Annotated in this window: 17 protein-coding genes and 2 tRNA genes; 15 read left to right on the top strand and 4 right to left on the bottom strand. The window is 62.2% G+C overall.

All coding sequences use genetic code 11. The features are described 5' to 3' along the window. Positions 1-4: 4 nt before the first annotated feature. From EKO19_RS02645 to EKO19_RS02610, 8 genes are all read left to right on the top strand, one after another. Entirely contained in the window at positions 5-1,921 is a 1,917-nt protein-coding gene (locus EKO19_RS02645; RefSeq protein ID WP_129774849.1) for a S9 family peptidase, read from the top strand. 26 nt (positions 1,922-1,947) lie between these two features. After that, positions 1,948-3,174 carry a spinster family MFS transporter gene (locus EKO19_RS02640; RefSeq protein WP_129774848.1) on the top strand — a complete coding sequence of 409 codons (1,227 nt, stop codon included), beginning with the start codon at positions 1,948-1,950 and terminating at the stop codon, positions 3,172-3,174. Positions 3,175-3,304: 130 nt separating this feature from the next. Beyond that, a complete protein-coding gene (locus EKO19_RS02635) occupies positions 3,305-3,853 on the top strand; it encodes an RNA polymerase sigma factor (protein WP_217705095.1) in 549 nt (182 codons plus the stop codon). 4 nt (positions 3,854-3,857) lie between these two features. Continuing rightward, the gene (locus EKO19_RS02630) at positions 3,858-4,856 is read left to right on the top strand and encodes a FecR family protein (RefSeq protein WP_175596937.1); all 999 of its coding nucleotides are present in this window, start codon (positions 3,858-3,860) and stop codon (positions 4,854-4,856) included. Positions 4,857-4,936: 80 nt separating this feature from the next. Then, positions 4,937-7,462, top strand: a complete 2,526-nt coding sequence (locus EKO19_RS02625; protein ID WP_175596936.1) for a TonB-dependent receptor — start codon at positions 4,937-4,939, stop codon at positions 7,460-7,462. Next, complete coding sequence (locus EKO19_RS02620) at positions 7,463-9,076, top strand: serine hydrolase domain-containing protein (protein WP_129774844.1); 1,614 nt, start codon at positions 7,463-7,465, stop codon at positions 9,074-9,076. It abuts the gene before it with no gap. Beyond that, the gene (locus EKO19_RS02615; protein WP_217705094.1) at positions 9,073-10,323 is read left to right on the top strand and encodes a spinster family MFS transporter; all 1,251 of its coding nucleotides are present in this window, start codon (positions 9,073-9,075) and stop codon (positions 10,321-10,323) included. The genes EKO19_RS02620 and EKO19_RS02615 overlap by 4 nt, the downstream gene beginning before the upstream one ends. Positions 10,324-10,338: 15 nt before the next feature. Continuing rightward, positions 10,339-12,315 (top strand): S9 family peptidase, encoded by a 1,977-nt coding sequence (locus tag EKO19_RS02610; RefSeq protein ID WP_129774842.1) that lies wholly within the window; start codon positions 10,339-10,341, stop codon positions 12,313-12,315. Positions 12,316-12,397: 82 nt separating this feature from the next. Here EKO19_RS02610 and EKO19_RS39700 read toward each other — a convergent pair whose 3' ends face one another. Beyond that, positions 12,398-12,523 (bottom strand): hypothetical protein, encoded by a 126-nt coding sequence (locus EKO19_RS39700; protein ID WP_407676632.1) that lies wholly within the window; start codon positions 12,521-12,523, stop codon positions 12,398-12,400. Between the two features lie 6 nt (positions 12,524-12,529). Here EKO19_RS39700 and EKO19_RS39695 point away from each other — a divergent pair, with 6 nt between their 5' ends. From EKO19_RS39695 to EKO19_RS02595, 3 genes are all read left to right on the top strand, one after another. Next, positions 12,530-13,021, top strand: coding sequence for a helix-turn-helix domain-containing protein (locus EKO19_RS39695; RefSeq protein ID WP_129774841.1), 492 nt, complete (start codon positions 12,530-12,532; stop codon positions 13,019-13,021). Continuing rightward, positions 12,999-13,232: a hypothetical protein gene (locus EKO19_RS02600; protein WP_129774840.1), complete on the top strand. Its 234-nt coding sequence runs from the start codon at positions 12,999-13,001 to the stop codon at positions 13,230-13,232. Before EKO19_RS39695 ends, EKO19_RS02600 begins: the two co-directional genes overlap by 23 nt. A gap of 174 nt (positions 13,233-13,406) precedes the next feature. Next, a complete protein-coding gene (locus EKO19_RS02595) occupies positions 13,407-14,033 on the top strand; it encodes an NYN domain-containing protein (RefSeq protein WP_129774839.1) in 627 nt (208 codons plus the stop codon). Positions 14,034-14,913: 880 nt separating this feature from the next. Here the strand turns inward: EKO19_RS02595 and EKO19_RS38145 are convergent. Together EKO19_RS38145 and EKO19_RS02590 are read right to left on the bottom strand one after the other, a co-directional pair. Continuing rightward, positions 14,914-15,078, bottom strand: coding sequence for a hypothetical protein (locus tag EKO19_RS38145; RefSeq protein ID WP_157995091.1), 165 nt, complete (start codon positions 15,076-15,078; stop codon positions 14,914-14,916). A gap of 353 nt (positions 15,079-15,431) precedes the next feature. Beyond that, positions 15,432-15,518: transfer RNA gene (locus tag EKO19_RS02590), tRNA-Leu, on the bottom strand. Positions 15,519-15,616: 98 nt separating this feature from the next. On the opposite strand from EKO19_RS02590, the gene EKO19_RS02585 reads away from it, so the two are divergent. Together EKO19_RS02585 and EKO19_RS02580 are read left to right on the top strand one after the other, a co-directional pair. Next, on the top strand, positions 15,617-16,219 hold the full coding sequence (locus EKO19_RS02585; RefSeq protein ID WP_129774838.1) for an RNA polymerase sigma factor: 603 nt from the start codon (positions 15,617-15,619) through the stop codon (positions 16,217-16,219). Beyond that, positions 16,192-16,809 (top strand): hypothetical protein, encoded by a 618-nt coding sequence (locus EKO19_RS02580; RefSeq protein WP_129774837.1) that lies wholly within the window; start codon positions 16,192-16,194, stop codon positions 16,807-16,809. The genes EKO19_RS02585 and EKO19_RS02580 overlap by 28 nt, the downstream gene beginning before the upstream one ends. Here EKO19_RS02580 and EKO19_RS38140 read toward each other — a convergent pair. Next, positions 16,775-16,877 (bottom strand) — tRNA-Lys (locus tag EKO19_RS38140). The genes EKO19_RS02580 and EKO19_RS38140 overlap by 35 nt on opposite strands. Positions 16,878-16,888: 11 nt before the next feature. Between EKO19_RS38140 and EKO19_RS02575 the strand changes: the two genes are divergently transcribed. Then, positions 16,889-17,965: a PDZ domain-containing protein gene (locus EKO19_RS02575; protein ID WP_217705093.1), complete on the top strand. Its 1,077-nt coding sequence runs from the start codon at positions 16,889-16,891 to the stop codon at positions 17,963-17,965. Between the two features lie 103 nt (positions 17,966-18,068). Continuing rightward, a complete protein-coding gene (gene queA / locus EKO19_RS02570) occupies positions 18,069-19,094 on the top strand; it encodes a tRNA preQ1(34) S-adenosylmethionine ribosyltransferase-isomerase QueA (RefSeq protein WP_129774835.1) in 1,026 nt (341 codons plus the stop codon). Positions 19,095-19,101 lie beyond the last annotated feature (7 nt).

The following is a 19,101-nucleotide window of genomic DNA, read 5'->3' as shown; positions in this document are numbered from 1 at the left end:
CGGCATGGACGCGGAGGACGTATTGCGGTTGCAGTTCATCCGCGACGGACGCCTGTCGCCCGATGGCCAATGGGTTGCGTACGAGATGACGCGGGCGAGTGCGTGCGCGGATCGATTCGAGGTCTATCTTCTCGATCTCGAATCCGGAGCGCAGCAGTGTATTTCCGGCCAGGGCGATGGCCGGTACCCGCGGTGGTCGCCCGACGGTCGCTGGCTGGTTCATGTGGAGTCGGGCGAAGAGGGCGTCGGCCTCGTCTTGACCGACGTCGGAACTCGTCAGCGACGCGAGATTCCCCTGACCGACGCGGCGGTTCAAGGACCTCCTGCCTGCTCGCCGAGTGGCCAACAAATCGCAGTGGTCCTCGCGACGCTCCATCAGGAGAGCTCCCCGGTTCGACGCATCACGTCCCGAGACTTTCGTGCGGATGGGATCGGCCTCGTCGATGGAGGTTCGCAACGACTCTGCCTGATCGATGTGACCCAGGGCACTGTAGCGACGCTGGTCGATGAGCTGGGCTTCTATACCCAAATGGAATGGGACGATGCGGGTCGGCGCATCCTGTTCCTCGGCACTCGCAGTCCGATTCCGGGCGCAGGCTACTCACCGACTCTATACATCGTCGATGTGAGTCGGCACAGCTTGCGGCAACCGCTGAGCGATGGCTGGTTCATCGGCCAGGCGAGATGGCTGCCGAACGGGATGGGAATAGCATTCATCGGCGCTTACCGCAGTACCGTGACTATTCCGACCACCGATCTGTGGGTTTTGGATCTGAATGACGGTACTGCGAGCTGTCGATCCAACGAGCACCCGGGGCGGGTGGGGTTTCGCCTGCATCACGACATGCCGATCTGGGATGTCGGTTCGTTCAATGGCTTGATCGTGAGGGATGCCGAGAGCGCGTGGGTCAATATCCAGTACGGCGGCCAGGCTGAGATCTGGAGAGTCTCGCTGTCTGGCGAGCTTCGTAGCAGTGAACGCATCGTGGGTGGCGAGCGCGCATGTCTGCTGCTCGATGCCCATGCGGGCACCGACAGGATGCTGTTCCTCGCAACGGACATGCGATGCCCGCCGGATCTCCATCTGCTCGAAAGCACGACTGAGCGTCGCATCACTCGAGCGAACGACGACGTATTAGCCACGTGGCCGCGGCTGCGTCTGCAGTCGCTGCAATTTCGTAGCGAGGATGGCACCGATCTCGAAGGTTGGTTCATAGCGCGTGAAGACTCGCGTGGCCCGCTGCCCACCGTCTCGTTCATTCACGGCGGTCCCTTCATGGCCGCGGGACATGCATTCAGATTCGATTTTCACCTGCTAGCCGCCCGCGGCTTCGGTGTGCTGTTTGCCAATTTCCGCGGCTCGTTCGGCTATGGCGAATCCTTCGCGCGCGCCATCATGGGCGACTGGGGTGCCCGCGGCTTTCCCGATCACATGGCGGCGGTGGAGCGGGCCATCGAGCTCGGCCTCGCCGATCGCGATCGGCTCGCCGTGTGGGGCGCTTCACATGGCGGGTTTGCCACGGCCTGGGTCGTGGGGCACACCCACCGCTTTCGCGCCGCTGTCGCCGAGGCTTCGATTACCGATCTGACGACGGCCTACTATCTCTCGGACGCGCCGGATTTTTTCAGCCGCGATCTCGGTGGCAGGCCGCACGAGATTCCCGACGTTTACCGATCTCGCTCGCCCATCACATACGCGCATCGGGTGACTACGCCGACGCTGTTGATCCACGGTGAGAAGGATTTTCGCTGTCCGATCTCGCAAGCCGAGCAGTTCTACCGCGCGCTGCTGGATGCCGGCTGCACGACCGAGATGGTACGTCTGCGCGATGCGGATCACATGGGCGATTCCATGGGGCCGCCCGCGGCGCGCGTCGGTCAGAACGCTGCACTCATCGATTGGTTTGAGCGCTTTCTGTAGTGTTCAGCACAGCCTACAAGCGATACGTGCTGGGCGTGATGGCGGCGGTTTACCTGTTCAATCTCGTCGACCGTGGCCTCATGATGCTGCTGCTGGAGCCGATCAAGGAGGATCTGGGTCTCAGTGACACGCAGCTCGGCTTCCTGACGGGCATTGCGTTCGCACTGTTCTATGCCACCTTGGGCTTGCCCATGGCACGTTGGGCCGATCGGGGCAATCGCGTCACGATCGCCTCGCTGGCCGTTGCGCTCTGGGCTGTTACGGTGATGAGCTGCATGCTCGTCACGAATTATGCGCAACTGGTACTCGCGCGTATCGCCGCTGCTGTCGGCGAGTCGGGAAGCAATCCACCGACCTACTCTTTGGTGGGCGATTATTTTCCTGAGGCGGGCGAGCGCAGCCGGGCCCTGTCGGTCTACGTCTCGGGCAGCACCCTATCGGCGTTGCTGAGTTTCATGCTCGGCGGCTGGCTCAACGAGCAGTACGGCTGGCGGATGACTTTCTTCCTGCTTGGCATCCCGGGCTTGCTGCTTGCGATTCTGGTGAAGCTCACCGTGCGTGAGCCGCGAGTCAACGTCCACGCCGTCACGAAGAGCATCAAGCCCGCGCCTTTTTTTCGAGACGTTTTGAGTTTGCTGTGGAACCAGCGCTCGTGCCGGCACCTGAGCATCGCGCTGATCGTTCTTTATATGATGAGCCTGGGCCTGAGCCCCTGGTACGCCGCCTTCCTGATGCGTAGCCACGGCATGGGCACCGCGGAGCTCGGCATCTGGCTGGGACTCATCGTCGGCGTAGGGGGCACCGCCGGTATTCTTCTGGGGGGCTACGGGGCGAGTCGCTTCTATGCTCATGATGAGCGTGGTCAACTGCGAGCCATTGCGTTCGGGATTGCCTCATTGGTGCCGTGCCTTGCTGCATTCCTGCTGTTGCCTCACAAGCATCAGGCGCTCATGGCGCTGGTACCGATCGCCGTGGCATTCAACTTCTTTTTCGGCCCCGTGTTCGCGTTGTTGCAGCGGCTCGTGCCGGAGGATATGCGAGCTACAACGCTCGCGGTGGTGATGCTGTTCGCGAACCTGATCGGGATGGGCCTCGGGCCGCAAATCGTCGGCATCCTCAGCGATGTGCTGCGACCCAGTCTGGGAGCCGACGCTTTACGTTACTCGATGCTCATGGTCTCAGGGGTCGCCTTCTGGGGCGCCGTGCATTTCTGGAAAACGGGCGAAACGATTCGGGCCGATTTAGAGGCATGAGCGACCGCTCCGATCCAAAGTAAAACGCACGATCTTCCGAATCCCGAACGCCTGGCCGAAATTTATTTTCCCGGTTGCATCGGGTATCGCGCTGGGTCAACGTATGCCGATCTTCGGATACAGATCCCCATTGGGTACACCTACCGCAAAATCCGCTCACTCGCCTGCTCGTACCCGCCTGGATGAGGTGGCCGAGCGCTACTACGCTCCGTTGCTGAGCTTTTTCAGAAAGCGGGCACGGCGCTCCGCGGATGTGCAGGATCTCGTGCAGCAGGTTTTCTTGAGCTTGTCCCGCAACCCTCGAGTCACCGCCCTCCAGAACCCCGAAGCCTACATCTTCCAAACCGCCTCGAATGCCTGGCGCGATCACTTGCGCCGTCGAGTGGTTCGAGGCGTTGAGGTGGAAATCGTCGAAGAGACTGGCGGGACGGGTTCGGATTTTTCGCCGGAGCGCGTCTTACTGGGTCAGGAGGCGATGGCGCAGGTCGTCGCCGCCTTGCGCAAGTTGCCGGGACGCACGCGCGATGTCTTCATGCTCCGCTGCTTCGAAGGCTTGAAGCATGCTGAGATCGCACGGCTCTACGGTATTTCCGTTCGCGCGGTCGAAAAGCATTCGGCTAGAGCGCTGGCGCAGGTGAGCCTTGCGCTGGAGCAGATGAGCGACGCGCAGGATGAGTAGAATCATGGAAAGCCTGCAACCTCATGAGGACGATCCGGTGCGCGAGGCGGCAGCGCGATGGCATGAGCGGCTGCGCGACGAGAACGTTACTGAGGCACTCCGAAAAGAATTCGATGCCTGGCGAATGGCTAGCGCAGCTCATCAGAAGGCCTTCGATCGGGTGAGCGAGACCTGGCGTGCGCTACAAGCCCATGCCACGGCGGCACCGCTGCTCGCCCTTCGGCACGAGACGGCGTTGATGCTCACGCGGCGAAACCGGACTGCGGCCAGGCCGCTCGCCTGGGCAGCGGGGTTCGTCTTGGCCATGGCGGGGCTTCTGGCCGTCACCCAGCTTTCCCTCAGACCCTTTGGGCGCAGTCCTGAGCACTATGCCACGGCGGTCGGAGAGCGACTCACGGCAACGCTTCCTGACGGCTCGCACGTCACGCTCAACAGTGGCAGTGAACTGCGCCTCGCATTCCAAGAGTCGGAGCGGCGAGTTCGGCTGATGCGAGGTCAGGCATTGTTCGAGGTCGCCAAGGACCCCACCCGGCCGTTTGTGGTGGAAGCGACCGGACGACGATTCGTGGCGCTCGGGACGGTGTTCGATGTTCGTATCGATGGGCATCAGGTGCTGCTCACCATGCTCGAGGGCTCGGTGCGTGTGGAGCCTCGCATGCCTTCGAAGCAAGTTGCTCTCGCGCCGTTGACGGCTGGAGAGCAACTGCGAATCGACGGCGGCGAGGTCGCGACCGTCCGCACCACCGACGCCGAGAAAGTCACGAGCTGGCGGCGCGGGCAGGTGATCTTCGAAGGCACGCGCCTGGCCGAGGCGATCGCCGAAATCAATCGGTACTCGGACGTTCAGATCGAGTTGCTCGACCCGAAACTGGCGGATCTCAAGATCAGTGGTGCTTTCGCCACCGGCCGTCCCGAGCTCTTCGTCGAAGCGCTCACCGGCTATTTTCCGATCGAATCGCATCAGGCGGGCGGCAAGCGCATCGTCCTCGAAGCGCGCCGGTAGCGAGACCGGTTCGGGTTTTTCAGCCCGCTGCGTTTTATTCCCCGAACGAGCGCATGCCAGCGCCGAGGAGGGGAGAATCGATGTCGCTGATCCATTCGGCCGTGAAACGAGCCCTGCTTGGCGTGGCGTGTTCGGTCCTGGCGATGGGTGCCATGACAATCCATGCCGAGGAGTCTGCACCGGTCGCCTTCAGCATCGGTGCACAGAATCTGGCGAGCGCGCTGACGGAGTTTGCGCGCCAGAGTCAGCAGCAATTGTTGTTCGCTCCCGAACTGGTCAGCGAAAAGTCCACCGCTGGGGTTCAGGGGAAGCTCGATGCGTTCGCCGCCCTCTCGCAGCTGCTGCGCGATACCGGGCTCACTTTCAGCACGACCAAGAATGGCGCCATCCTGATCGGCAAGCCCACGGCGATGGTGGTGGAGCAGACCGGTCGAGTGAGGCTGGCGCAAGCGACATCGAGCCCGGACGACACGGTCTCCGGCAATTCGGCGTCCGCCGTCGGCGAACTCAACGTTGAAGAGATCATTGTCACCGCACAAAAGAAACAAGAGCGCCTGCAAGACGTCCCCGTGCCCGTTTCCGTGATCGGCGCCCGGATGCTCGTCAACAGCAGCCAGAATCAACTGCAGGACTACTACACGCGGATACCCGGCTTGAGTCTCACTCCGCCCGGCTCCTACGGTGGCGCGACGATCGCCATTCGCGGCCTGGTCTCTGGTCTATATTCGAATCCCACCGTCGGCACGGTCATCGACGATGTTTCCTATAACTCGCCTTCATCCTCCGGCTTCGGCAATGTCGTCGCCGAGGTCGACCCGAGCGATCTGTCGCACGTCGAAGTGCTGCGCGGACCCCAGGGTACGCTGTACGGCGCGAGCAGCATTGGCGGCTTGCTGAAGTACGTCACCATCGACCCGTCCACCGATGCGCTCGAAGGCTCGGTGCAACTGGGATTGAGCGGGGTCGAAAACGCAGACGATGCCGGCTACAGCGTCCGCGGTAACGTCAACATTCCGTTGAGTGACCGCTGGGCGATCCGTGTGAGCGGATTCAAACGGCGCGAGGCCGGTTATATCGACGATCCGGATCATGGCGCGACAGGCGTCAACGAACAGGACGTGCAAGGCGGGCGCGCATCGGCGCTCTGGCGCATCTCGGACAATGTGACGTTGAAACTCGGCGCGCTGGTACAGAACGGCGATTCCTCCGGAAACAACTACGTCTCAGCGGCTGCGGATCGGGGCGATCTCGAGCAAAGCGTCGTTCCTGATTCGGGCGGCTATGACAAGAAGCTCCGGATCTACAGCGCCAATCTTTCCGCCAGGATCGGTGGGGTCGAGCTCACGTCGATCAGTGCCTATGCCGACGTTGATACGACGTTCCTGTTCGATCTCAGCCCTGGGTTGGGCGGGATTGCCCGCGACGGTATCCCGATGGTGGGATTCAACGGCTTCGGCGTGTCGGGCGTATCAGTCATTCAACCCAGCAAGACCACGCGGTTCACGCAGGAGGTCCGCGCCGTGGTGCCTTTGAGCGATCGGGTCGAGTGGTTGGTCGGAGTCTATTACGCGGATGAAGACACGGACGGCAGCCAGCTGGCCTACGCTGCCGATTTCGATACCGCCGCGATTGTCGGCGAGCTGGCGCGGTTCAGGACGATCGCCTCATTCGAGGAATACGCGGCGTTCACCAATCTCACCTTCGATGTGACCGATCGATTCGATGTTCAGGTCGGCGGTCGGTTCGTTCGCGACCAGGCGACGTACGCGCAGACTGCAAGCCTGGCGTGGGTCAATGGCGGTGCTCAGGGCGGAGGCGATGTGTTCGATTCCGAGGACAGCGCGTTCACGTATCTGGTGACCCCGCGTTTCAAACTCTCATCCGATCTCATGATGTATGCGCGGCTCGCTTCGGGCTATCGGCCGGGCGGCCCCAACACGAGCATCGGGCTCGGCATCCCGACCGAGTACGGACCCGACAAGACTCTGAACTATGAAGTTGGCGTGAAGGGCAAGACGTTCGACGGGCTGCTGGCCTTCGATGCCTCGGTGTACTACATCGATTGGAAGGACATTCAGATTGCACTGACCAGTTCAGCCGTGGGCTATAACGACAACGGCAGCCGCGCCAAGAGTCAGGGAATCGAGCTGTCGCTGGAATCGCGACCGACCGATGGCCTGACGTTGTCCGCGTGGGCGACCTACAGCGATGCGGAGCTGAAGGAAGATCTGCCGTCGACAGCCTCCGGTGCCTTCGCACTGGCGGGTGATCGCTTGCCCTACAGCAGTCGTTTCTCCGGCAGCTTGTCGCTCGATCAGGATTTCCCACTGGGTGCCTGGACCGGTTCGCTGGGCGCATCGCTCAGTTATGTCGGTGACCGCGAGGAAGCCTTCGCCGTGAGCGCGGCGGTTCCGCGTGAGCAGATGCCGTCGTATACGAAGACCGATTTGAGAGCCGGCCTGCGCGATGACTCCTGGAGCGCCACGCTGTTCGTCAACAACCTCGCCGACAAGCGCGGCGTGATCGGCGTGGGCTCGGCGAGCCCCAACACCATTACTTATATCCAGCCGAGGACCTACGGTGTTTCGTTGACACGGAATTTCTAGATGACCGAGGTCAGCTTCGATTCGCGCCGCATCGATTCGATCTTCGCGGCCCTGGATCAGTGCCAACTGCCGGGTGCAGCAGTCGGCATCCGCTTGCAGGGCAGAGTCGTCTATCGCAAGGGGTTCGGGCTCGCGAGCATGGAGCTGCCCGTGATGCTGTCGCCATCGATGCGCATGCGGATCTATTCGACCTCCAAGCAGTTCACCTGCCTCGCGTATCTGTTGCTTTGTGAACAGGGGCTGGCAGGTGTCGACGACACACTCGGCTCATATCTGCCAGCGCTGCATTCGATCACGCACGGTGTGACGATGCGGCAGCTCATGGGTAACCTCGGCGGTTTACGCGATCCGCACGATCTCACCTGGCAGTTCAGCGGCACGGGCCGCCCCATGTCGAGCGACGATCTGCTGTCGTACTACCGGGACCTGGACGATGTGAACTCGGCACCCGGGACGGCATGGTCCTATCAGAATGGCGGGTTTCTGCTGCTGAGTGCCGTCATCGAAAAAATCTCGGGGCAGTCGCTCGAAGCCGTACTGCGCGAGCGCATCTTTGCGCCGATCGGCATGCACGACACGCTGCTGCGGCGAACGGATAACGATTTCGTTCCTAACAGCGCCACCATGCACATGATCGACGGCAAGGGCGGTTTCGACCGTTGCTACGTTGGCACGGCACTGGCGGGTGAAGCCGGCATGGTCTCCACGGTCGATGACATGCTGCGCTGGATGGCGCACATGGATGCTCCGATCGTCGGCAGCGCTGCAACGTGGCGGCTGTTGAAAGAACCGCAGTACCTGGCGAACGGTTCGTCGACCGGCTACGGCATGGGTTTGATGAGTGGCGACTATCGCGGCTTCTCGATTCTCCATCACGCCGGCGGCGGACAGGGCGCCAATTCGCAGATGCTGAAGGTGCCCGCGGCCGGGCTCGACCTCATCGTCATGACCAATCGTCACGATGTGTCGGCCGTGATGCTGGCTTTGGAAATTCTGGACACGTGTCTTCCGGAGCTCGCCCCGCACGCGTCTGCCGTCCAAGGACCTTTTGCGCGTGGTGTATTCCGCTCGCCGACGACTGGGCGTGTGCTCCAGCTGACTGCGTCCGAGCAGGATCATCCCTGGATCAATAAAGGCGATCCGATCCTGGTGATGGACGGATACGACATCCCCGTGGAGCGCAATGAGGGGCGCGAGGACCGCGGGACGCTCCATCCCACGGCGCTTCTGTCATATATGAAGATGAGCGTGACGCCCGTCGGAGACTCGCTCGAGCCGGTGACAGTTCTCTTCGACGACTTCGGCAATCGTGACGAACTGCATCGCGTCGTGCCTGAGAGAAAAAGTGCCGGACACTTTGTCGGGCGCTATCGCCACGACGCCACCCGGACCGAGCTCACGATCTTCGCAGCGGCGGAAGGAGTAAGAATGCACACGGAGGGACGCTTCGGCTCTGCAGACTTCACGCTCGAATGCCTCGCCGAGAACATCTGGCGCGCTCGCTCGACGACTTCGATGAGTTGGGGCGGGTTCCTGGTTTTCAGCGAGGATGCGAGCGGACTTCAGTACACGACGCTCCGCACGCGCGCACTGCCGTTCGCTCCCTGCGAATGATGAGCCCGTCGCGCCCGCACTATTTGCTCGCGATCCTGCTCGTCATCTTGACGTTCAACTTTCTGGATCGCTCGATCCTGGCGATTGCCCTGCAGGACATCAAGGCCGACCTTGCCTTGAGCGACACGCAGCTGGGGTTCCTGAGCGGCATCGCCTTTGCGCTGTTCTATTCCGTCGCCGGCATTCCGATCGCACGCTGGGCTGATCGCGGTAATCGCGTCTCGATCATTGCCATCACGACCGCGCTCTGGAGTGGCTTGGTCGCGCTGTGCGGGATGGCTGGCAGTTTTGCGCAGCTGCTGCTGATACGGGTCGGCGTCGCCGTGGGTGAGGCCGGATGTGTGCCGCCAGCGCATTCGCTGATCGCCGACACGTTCTCCCGAGCGCAGCGGCCGCGAGCGGTTTCGATCTATATGCTCGGTGGTCCGTTGAGTATCGTCGTGGGTTACTTCCTGGCAGGGTGGCTGAACGAGCTCTACGGCTGGCGGGCAACGTTCGTGATCCTCGGCGCACCCGGCCTGCTACTGGCCTTACTGGCTCATTTCACCTTGAAAGAGCCGCCCCGCCGGCATGCCGACGCGGGCCCGCCACCGGACCTGAAGCGGGTGATCTCGACCCTTTGGTCCAACCGAACGTTTCGTCATCTGCACATTTGTTTCTCCATTACGTTTTTTTTTGGCACCGGGATCTGGCAATGGCAGCCGAGCTATTTCGTGCGCAGCTTTGGATTGCAGACCGGAGAGCTCGGCACCTGGTTTGCGCTGACGGCAGGACTCGCCGGGGTTGTCGGTGCCATTGCCGGCGGAGAAATTGCTTCACGCTATGCGGCGCGAAATGAAGGTCTGCAGTTGAAGCTCATGGCTGTGGGCTTCGCAGCCTTCGGTGTCATCTCGGCCGGTGTTTATCTGACCTCCGATTATCGAATTGCGTTTGCGCTGGTTGCGCTCGCGACGCTCGGCGGCGCCACCGCCACCGGCCCTTTGTTTGCCACCGTTCAAACCGTGGTGCCGCAGCACATGCGCGCCACGTCCATCGCGATCGTCTATCTCTTCGCCAATCTCATTGGCATGGGGCTGGGACCCCTGGCCGCGGGATTCTTGAGCGATCAGTTTCGCAGCTGGGCCGGTGAAGAGTCGCTTCGTTATGCGCTGCTCGCCCTGTGTCCCGGCTACCTGTGGGCTGCTTTGCATGTCTGGCGAGGCAGCGTGTCGGTCACCGGCGATATCGAAAAAGCCCAGGCCGTTTAGTGTTCAGGAGTGCGTGTGGAAAGAGACCTGCGAACCACCGCGTTGTACGGCGAAATCGCAACGCTGTTCAACACATTCAGGCAGCCGGGCACCGGCCAGATCAGCGATGCGGCCGAGGTGAATGCTTCGCCGGATGGCACGAGAGCCGTGTTCGCAGGCGCGATCATGGACAAGCTCGAGGGCCTGCCTGCCACCCGCATCTGTTTGACGACGCTTGCAACGGGCGACACCCGGGTGCTCACGTTCGGGCCGAACACGGATCGTCTGCCCAGGTTTTCTCCCGATGGTCGGCGCATCGCATTTCTGTCGGATCGCCACGCATCCGGTGATTTTCAGCTGTACCTGCTGAATCCCGAGACGGGTGCCGTGCAAAGCACGCCACGCGTCGACGGTTGGGTCGAGTATCTGCATTGGTCGCCGGATGGCCAACGCATCCTGCTCGGTGTCGCCGGACACGGTGCCGATATCGCCGGAGGGCAGGGCGCAATTTCGAGCAAGCGCACGGCTGAACCGTTGCCCGCATGGGTTCCCGCCGTCGATACCGGCGATGAGAGCTTTCAGTGGCGGCGCGCGTGGATCCATGAGCTCGCCGACGTTAGCGTTCGCCCCATCGGGCCCGCGGCTTGCAACATCTGGGAATCGGCCTGGTGCGGGAATTCATCCGTGGCCGCCATCGTTTCAGCAGGACCCGGAGAAGGGCTTTGGTACAGCGCGCGGCTGAAGATCATCGATATCGAGACCGGCAACGGTCGCGAGATCTTCACCCCGAAAGACCAATTGGGATGGCCGTCGGCATCGCCCTCGGGCGCCTGCGTCGCCATCGTCGAGGCCGTGTGCAGCGATCGCTGGTTCGTCGCGGGTGATTTGAAGTTGCTCGACGTGGTGTCAGGCACCGCCCGCGCCATCGACACGAACCGCGTCGACGTCACTCACACCGAATGGCGTTCCGAACATCAGCTCGTGCTCGTCGGACATCGCCGCTTCCAGACTGTGATCGGAGTATGCGATGCGAGAGTGGGAACGTTCACGGAGCTCTGGGCGAGCGACGAACTGACTACGCCAGGGTTGTTTGCATCCGCTTCAGGATTTGGAGAGACCGGCGACTGCGTGCTGGTCGGCGAAGGGTTCAAATGCGCGCCGCAGATCGCTGTGATCGAGAGCGGCAGATATCGAACAGTGAAGTCATTTGATCTTGGCTACGGTCACGCTACGCAAGCCATCCGTGACATCGAGCGACTCACCTGGAAAGCACCGGACGGCCTGGACATCGAGGGATGGTTACTCACACCGAAGGGTGAAGGGCCTCACCCGACGGTCATGGCCATCCACGGTGGACCCGTCGGCCACTGGCGCCCTCGCTGGCTCGCGCGCGGCACGATGTATGCCCTGGTGTTGATTCAGCGCGGCTACGCCGTGTTTCTTCCGAATCCTCGAGGCAGCGCCGGGTACGGGCAGGAGTTCGCGCGCGCCGTGGTGGGTGACATGGGCGGCGCTGATACTTATGACTATCTCTCAGGCTTGGACCACCTCGTCGCCATGGGCGTCGCGGATCCTGATCGCCTCGGCGTCACCGGCGTGAGCTACGGCGGCTTCATGAGCTACTGGTTGATCACGCAGGATCAACGTTTCGCCGCCGCCGTGCCCGTCGCGCCCGTCTCCAACCATGTCACGCAACACCTCATCTCCAACATCCCGCATTTCGTCGCGCTGTTTCTCGACGACACCTATCACAACTCCACGGGCAAGTACTTCGACCGCAGCCCCGTCATGCATGCGAAAAAAGTTACAACTCCCACGCTCAGCATCTGCGGTGCTCTCGATCGCTGTACGCCGCCTCAGGAGGCCGTGCAGTTTCACAATGCGCTGCTGGAGCATGGCGTGAGTTCCGTCCTCGTGACTTATCCGGAGGAGGGGCATGGGATTCGCAAGCTGCCGGCGGCCATCGATTACACCGCGCGCCTGGTGCAATGGTTCGAAGCGCATCTGCCCTAGATGCGGACGCACGGTGTCGCGGTACGAGTCGGCGGCCCTTAGCTGGCGGAGCGGGATCTTGCCCGCAGACTTGTTCAGCCAATCATCGAGCAGCCATTGGGCTTTCGATACCGTCGGCTTCGCGCTCGGCCTTCTTCTTCGCGGCCGGGTTGATGCCATCGGCGAGCAGATGGCGCGCCTCACTCAACCGCTCACGGGCACGCTTCAGTGAGGTATGAGGTCATTCGCCGATGGCGCGGACGGCGGCGCCAAAGCTGAGAAACGGGCCGACCCGGCGAAGCGTGTCGGGGTGATCATAGCCAGGGCCAGAAGGTGGGCGGGTCTGAGCCAAACGCGGCTCGCGGATCGGCTGGACCGGTGCCGGTCGTATATTTCGAAGATTGAGAGCGGTGCGCGGCTGGTGGAGGTTAGGGAGTTCATGTGGATCGTTCGCCGGGTCGGCGATGATCCGTTGCCTCTGCTGGAGTATCTCTCCCGCGATGATGACTTCCGCGACCTAGAGCAACCGGCGCCGCCTAAGCCTCGGCAGCCAACTCGATACGGGGTTGAACCCTGCTGGTGTAACCCGAAAACATCGAGCGTTACCCAGGTGCAATTGCCTCGGTCATTAGGTCGGCTCGGACACTCGTGGAAGAGGTGCTCGAAGCGCTCACCGCGTACTTCTCCGCGCAAGGCGGTGCTCCATGACGGCCACGGTAGACGCTGAGCGCATTCGCGCGGAAGTCAGAGAGCTTCAGAAGGCATCAGCGGTACTCGCATGCATTCAATGCGCGGCTGAGTACGACAACGAATGTGACGCTGACTTAGCTGATGCCGTGGCGGTCGTCCACGCGTTTGTCTCCGCGGCGAGCGCGCGTATCGACGCGAGCTTACTCAAGGATGAAAAAGCGGAGATCGAGGGCAAAGGGCCGCATTGAAGGCGGTCAATGACCAAGCGGCTCCGACGTTCTGTCGGGGCCGCTCGCATCGGAGTAGCAGAACCCCAGAAAAGAGAAAGGGGCCAACCCGAAGGTTTAGCCCCTTTTTCCGCCGTCCGCAGCCCGGCGGGGAGATGCGAAGATTATAAGGATCGAAAAGGAAATTGCTAGACCATGGCCAAAGTTTCGTTCTATGTCGACGGATTCAATTTGTACCATGCCATCAGCAAGTTACAGCGCCCGGAGCTCAAGTGGCTCAACCTCCGGGTGCTCGCTGCATCGTTTCTTGAGAAACAGGACACATTGGTTGGCGTGACGTATTTCACGGCGCCAATGGTATGGAACGCCGACAAGTACCAGCGCCATCGTGAGTACATCACCGCCCTTGTCGCGCAGCGAGTCGCGGTAGTCGAATCTCGGTTTCTCAAGAGCAAGAAATACTGTAACGGGTTCGCGCGATACTGCGACTTCTATGAAGAGAAGCAGACGGACGTGGCATTTGCTGTGCGCGTCCTGACCGACGCGCATCTCGGAGTGATGGATAGAGCCATCTTAGTCACCGCCGACAGCGATCAAATTCCTCTCGTTCGGCAACTCGTTGAGTCCTTCCCAGCGCTCGCCGTCCATATCGCTGCTCCTCCAGGTCGGATGCGAGAGGCGCGGGATCTATGTAAGGCGGCCTCGCATCGCTCGGAAATTTCCGAAGGAAGGTTGGCGACATGCTTGATGCCGCGGAACGTAACAGATGAGACGGGGCGGGTGGTAGCTCGATGTCCGATAAGCTATCTACCTGCTAAGTAGGTGTCAAAAAACAAACGTGCCCAGTTCAGCATGCGCGGTTGGCTCGCAATTTGAGCATTGGATTCCGCCGCATCGTCCAAGAAGGTTCTCCAAGGGATAGAGCGTCGCGATGTGGTCCGACGCGTCGGCAGCCGAGCGCAGCGCCAGCGCAAAGTCTGGCGAGCTTGGTCGATCACTGCTTGGTTTGCAGTTCTCGGTGGACCTCGGCAGACGTAGGGCGCGCGGACTCACGATGATAGTTTGCAGATCGCTAGCCGCTGGCGCATTCTCGACCTCGGCGATTATTCCCTGACGACGAGGGCATCGTCGTAACCCCGCCTGCATTTGCAGGCAACCCCAAAAGCAGCTTTAGACCAAGCAGAGCTACGCAGCCAACCAGGCTGTGGTCCTGACTCATCACTCGGGCGCTGACGCCATTCTTCTCCAATCCGCTGTCCAGCGGTCGCATCCTGCGGCAACCAGTCTTCTAACGACGTAAACATATAAAGCTGCGCCAAACGCAGTGTTCCTCCACGCGTGCGTCACTGTCTTGGGCGAAGCCGAGAAGGTGACGCACACGGCCCACTGCCGCAACCTGTTGTCACCGCAACACATTTCACCGACGCCGGGCAAGTGACACCGCGTCTGCAACCGACGCCTCTTGACGCGCGCCGATGTCTCAGTCAGTCCGGATCTGGAACTGGCGATTGGTGTTTATTGAAATGTCTGCCATCGCGCCGACACTCAGCGTCACAGTGCCCGCTACGCCTCCGCAGCCGAACGCATGCAGGCTTATCGCGATGAAGGCTTCAGTGAGCGAGAGGCGCGAGTAGCGACCTCGCTGGATCTGGGGCACGGCGATGGGCCTGGGCTATATATCGCGAGCGTCTACGCGCGGTTCCTAATTCGGAAGAGGGCCACGAACCAACATCTTTTTCCCTTTCACCTCGTAAAGTCTCTCGCCTTGCTGGGCGAGTTCCTTTTCGACGTGCCACTGAAATGCCTTGAGGTGCTGTTCGCGCGCCGCAGCCAACCCATCTTGGTCGGCGTTCCATGCGCCGAGCATCGTCGCGGCAGATCCTTGCTCGCTTCAGCGAGACATCCGGCTACACCCCAAGCGAAATCCCGCGCTCCTTCCCGTCGTGCCCGATACTTGAGCCGCCACCACTGCCCACCACCGGGGTAACAAGCAAATACAGCCCGCCGCCGTCGAGCAACTTCAACGGCTTTCGCCGCGCGAATCTCGACTTCGGTCAGCATCGTCCGGTTACCCCTAGTTGGGCGGCGAGTCCTAGAGTTACCCGTACGTGCTAGGCGGTCCTTGGACAACCGAAGAACGTGGTGGAGCAAAAACGTCTAGAAACTAGGCCGCAACGGGCATGAGAGGACCTGACTGGCCGCTCTCTCGGACGAAGAAGATGGTGCCGGCGGAGGGAATCGAACCCACACGCTTTTAAGGGCGGCGGATTTTGAGTCCGCTGCGTCTACCAGTTCCGCCACGCCGGCTACGGGAAGCGAAGGGCGGCGATTATAGCGGAAGGACGTTGCCCGGCTACAACCACTTTTTTGCGACCTTTTTGCCGGCGGCCGCATCAAACCAGCCGATGTCGCACTTTCAGGGTATCGAGGTCGCCGCTGAAGTGGTCCGGGCAGCCCAGGGGGGCGATCCGCGGGCCCACGAGACCATTTATCGGGCGTGTCGGCGGCCCATCTATACCCTGATTCGGCGCCTGGTGGTCCGCGCGGCGATCGCGGACGAGCTGTTCCAGGAGACCTTTGTCGAGGTCCTGCGGAACGTCGGCGCGTATTCCGGAGAGGGGGCGTTTGGCGGGTGGGTGCGCAGTATCGCGGTGAGCAAGTGCTTGATGTACCTGCGTTCGCCGTGGCATCGCAGCCTGCTGTACCTGGATAACGACGATGAGTCCGCGGCGCCGGTGGTGCTGCTGGATGGGGCCTCGCACCCGGATGCGCAGGCGTCGGCGAGTGCCGATGTGGAGCGTGCTCTGGCGACGTTGCCTGCGCTCACGCGCAGTGTGGTGTGGCTGCACGACGTTGAGGGTTATACACACGCGGAGATTGGACGCCTGCTGGGACGCACGGCGAGTTTTTCGAAGTCGCAGCTGTCGCGGGCACATGCCCGCTTGCGGGAGCTGTTGGAGCAACCGGCGAGAGCAACGTCATGCACGCACGTATCGAGCACTTGTTGAGTCTTCGCGATGGCGAGCCGGTCGCGGCCGACGTTGCCGAACACGTCAGGGTGTGCCCGATCTGCAGCGGCGAGTTGCAGCGGCTGTCGGCGATTCGCGCGGAGATGCAGGCATTGCCGCAGTTCCAGGCGCCGGACATGGCGTGGGATCGAATCCGCCAGACGATTCCTGAACGCAACCTCGGTCCGCGTCTCCGTAAGGTCGGGCTCGCGGCGGCGGCCGCGGCGATAGTTACGTTAACTGTGATTACGTTGCTCGCCGGTCATTTCGATCGGCGCAGCGAGAGCGCGACGGCGGAAGCAACGCTGCCGCAGATCATCCCGCATGTCGACGAGTTGGTCGCGCAGTCTCAGCAACTCGAGCAGATGCTGCAGAAGCTGCCGGACCGTCCGCGCATCGAGCGCGTGTCCACGGCGGCCACCATCGACACGATCGAGCAGCGTATTCAATGGCTGGATTTCCAGCTCTCGAATGCGCCCGAGGCGGATTTGAACGAAGAGCAATCGCGCCAGCTGTGGCGCGAGCGCGTGGAATTGATGGATTCGCTGGTGAAGGTGCGCTACGCCGAGGCCGGCGCGCTCTGGTTCTAGGCAGTAGTGCACGAGCCTGGAACCGACTGATTAAGAGTCAGCTGCTCTACCAATGGGCTACGTTGCACGGAGTAAGGCTATGAATACGAAGGTTCGCGTCGCGTTACTGGCCATTGCCGCGGCCGTTGCGACGGTGTCGGTTACTGCGGCGGAAGTTGAGAAGAAGTCCGAGGAGTCGCAGGCGCAGATCGAGAAGAAGCTCGAGGATGCGCGGCGTCGGCTCGACACGGCGGCTCGCGAAGTTGCTGAGCTGAGCATGTCGATGTCGGACTACTCGGTGCCGTCGATGCGGGCGTTCACCGGGTTCGGTCCGCCGCGTGCCATGCTCGGGATCAATCTCGGACCGCGCGGTGACGATCAGGCCGAAGGCGTGCGCGTTGTGAGCGTGAGCCCGGGTGGTGCTGCCGAGAGCGCGGGGCTGAAGGCGGGCGACGTGCTGGTCGCGATCGGCGACACGCAGCTCAAGCGCACGGATGACTCGTCCGCGCGCGAGGTGTTGCTCAAGGCACTGAGCGACGTGAAGCCCGGCGAGAAGGTGCAACTCCGCTATCGCCGGGAGAACAAAGTCGCGACAGCGACCGTGACGGCGCAGACGCCGGATCGTTTGTTCGCGATGCCGCCGGTGGCGGTCCGCGGGAAGTTCGGGACGGTGGGGGGGCCGACGTTTCCGATGGGGCCGCTCGGCGCGATGCGCGCGGTCGGCGTGTTCGGTTCGGCGGAGTTGGTGCCGCTGACGCCTAAGCTCGGTCAGTACTTCGGCACGGACAAGGGCCTGCTCGTGGTGCGCGCGCCTGCGGACAGTCGCCTGAAGTTGGAGGATGGCGATGTCATCGTCGATATCGACGGACGCACACCCTCGAATCCGGCGCATGCGTTCCGGATCCTCGGCTCCTATCAGGCGGGCGAGAAGCTGACACTCAATGTGTTGCGCCAGAAAAAGAAGATGTCGTTCGACATCACCATCCCGGACGAGCCGGCGGCCGCGCGCACCGGGCCCTTCATCTTCCATCAGCAGTTTGAAGGGCCGGAAGGCGGGCCGCGCGAGGACATCATGATCGGCCCCGGGCCGGGTGGACCGGGCGCGGTGCCGCTACCGCCGCCTGGGCCGGGCGGGCCGGAGCGCGGCTTGATCACCATCGGGGACGAGCCCGCGTAAACGATTTCACCTGAGCCAAGGGGGCGGTGCTGCGCCCCCTGGCTTGGTCGCCGCCGGCGCACTTTTCGGCGCAGGCGGCAATTTCTGTTACCGTGCGCGCCCCATGCGGCGCACCGACTTCGCCTATGACCTGCCGGTCGACCTGATTGCCCAGCATCCTCCCCAAGACCGGGCGGGAGGGCGGCTGCTGCACGTGGCTAGCCCCTTGCAGGACCTGCGTTTTACCGACTTTCCGGGCTTGCTGAGGGCCGGCGACCTGCTGGTTTTCAACGACACGCGGGTCATCCCGGCCCGCGTACACGGCGTGAAGCCGACCGGTGGGCAGGTGGAAATCCTGCTCGAGCGCGTGCTGGACGGAAATCGGATTCTGGCGCACGTGAATGCGAGCAAGCCGCTCCGTACCGAAGCGCCCGTCGCGCTGGCCGGCGGCGTCCAGGCGCGTTTCATCCAGCGACACGACGATCTGTTCGAATTGGAGTTGAGTGCCGAGCCGCTGGCGTTCTTTCAGCAATACGGCGCGATGCCGCTGCCTCCTTATATAGAGCGCACCGCCGAGCTCGACGACGCAACTCGCTATCAGACGGTATACGCGCGCGAGCCGGGGGCGGTGGCGGCGCCGACGGCGGGGCTGCATTTCGATGCTGAAATTCTGGCCCGGTGCAAAGCCAAAGGCGTCGAGTCGACGTTTGTGACATTGCATGTCGGCGCCGGCACGTTTCAGAACGTCCGCGTCGAGGATTTGCAGCAACATCGCATGCACGCCGAGCGAATCAGTGTGAGCGCCGCTGCTTGCGCCGCCATCGAAGCAACGAAAGCGCGAGGCGGGCGAGTGGTCGCGGTGGGAACCACCGTCGTGCGTACGCTCGAGTCGGCGGCGCAATCGGGCAAGTTGCAGCCCTACGAGGGCGAAACCCGATTGTTTATTACGCCGGGCTATCGGTTCAACGTGATCGATGCGCTGCTCACCAACTTTCATTTGCCGGAATCGACCTTACTGATGCTGGTCAGTGCCTTCGGCGGTTTCGACGCAGTGATGTCGGCGTATCGGCACGCGGTCGCGCAGCGCTATCGTTTCTTCAGTTACGGTGACGCGATGTTTCTAGAACAGCGGTTGGCGGTTCGCGGTTAGCGGTTGG

The organism is Peristeroidobacter soli (assembly GCF_004138485.1).
GTDB lineage: Bacteria > Pseudomonadota > Gammaproteobacteria > Steroidobacterales > Steroidobacteraceae > Steroidobacter > Steroidobacter soli.
This window is presented reverse-complemented; position numbering and strand designations above follow the sequence as displayed.

Coding starts and splice junctions, on each gene's coding strand:
- EKO19_RS38145 (WP_157995091.1), bottom strand. CDS start 15,078: ATGCTCGGCGCATGGAACGCCGACCAAGATGGGTTGGCTGCGGCGCGC.
- EKO19_RS02580 (WP_129774837.1), top strand. CDS start 16,192: ATGCACGCACGTATCGAGCACTTGTTGAGTCTTCGCGATGGCGAGCCG.
- EKO19_RS02595 (WP_129774839.1), top strand. CDS start 13,407: ATGGCCAAAGTTTCGTTCTATGTCGACGGATTCAATTTGTACCATGCC.
- queA (WP_129774835.1), top strand. CDS start 18,069: ATGCGGCGCACCGACTTCGCCTATGACCTGCCGGTCGACCTGATTGCC.
- EKO19_RS02600 (WP_129774840.1), top strand. CDS start 12,999: ATGACGGCCACGGTAGACGCTGAGCGCATTCGCGCGGAAGTCAGAGAG.
- EKO19_RS02630 (WP_175596937.1), top strand. CDS start 3,858: ATGGAAAGCCTGCAACCTCATGAGGACGATCCGGTGCGCGAGGCGGCA.
- EKO19_RS02625 (WP_175596936.1), top strand. CDS start 4,937: ATGTCGCTGATCCATTCGGCCGTGAAACGAGCCCTGCTTGGCGTGGCG.
- EKO19_RS39695 (WP_129774841.1), top strand. CDS start 12,530: ATGAGGTCATTCGCCGATGGCGCGGACGGCGGCGCCAAAGCTGAGAAA.
- EKO19_RS02620 (WP_129774844.1), top strand. CDS start 7,463: ATGACCGAGGTCAGCTTCGATTCGCGCCGCATCGATTCGATCTTCGCG.
- EKO19_RS02575 (WP_217705093.1), top strand. CDS start 16,889: ATGAATACGAAGGTTCGCGTCGCGTTACTGGCCATTGCCGCGGCCGTT.
- EKO19_RS02585 (WP_129774838.1), top strand. CDS start 15,617: ATGTCGCACTTTCAGGGTATCGAGGTCGCCGCTGAAGTGGTCCGGGCA.
- EKO19_RS02645 (WP_129774849.1), top strand. CDS start 5: ATGGACGCGGAGGACGTATTGCGGTTGCAGTTCATCCGCGACGGACGC.
- EKO19_RS02615 (WP_217705094.1), top strand. CDS start 9,073: ATGATGAGCCCGTCGCGCCCGCACTATTTGCTCGCGATCCTGCTCGTC.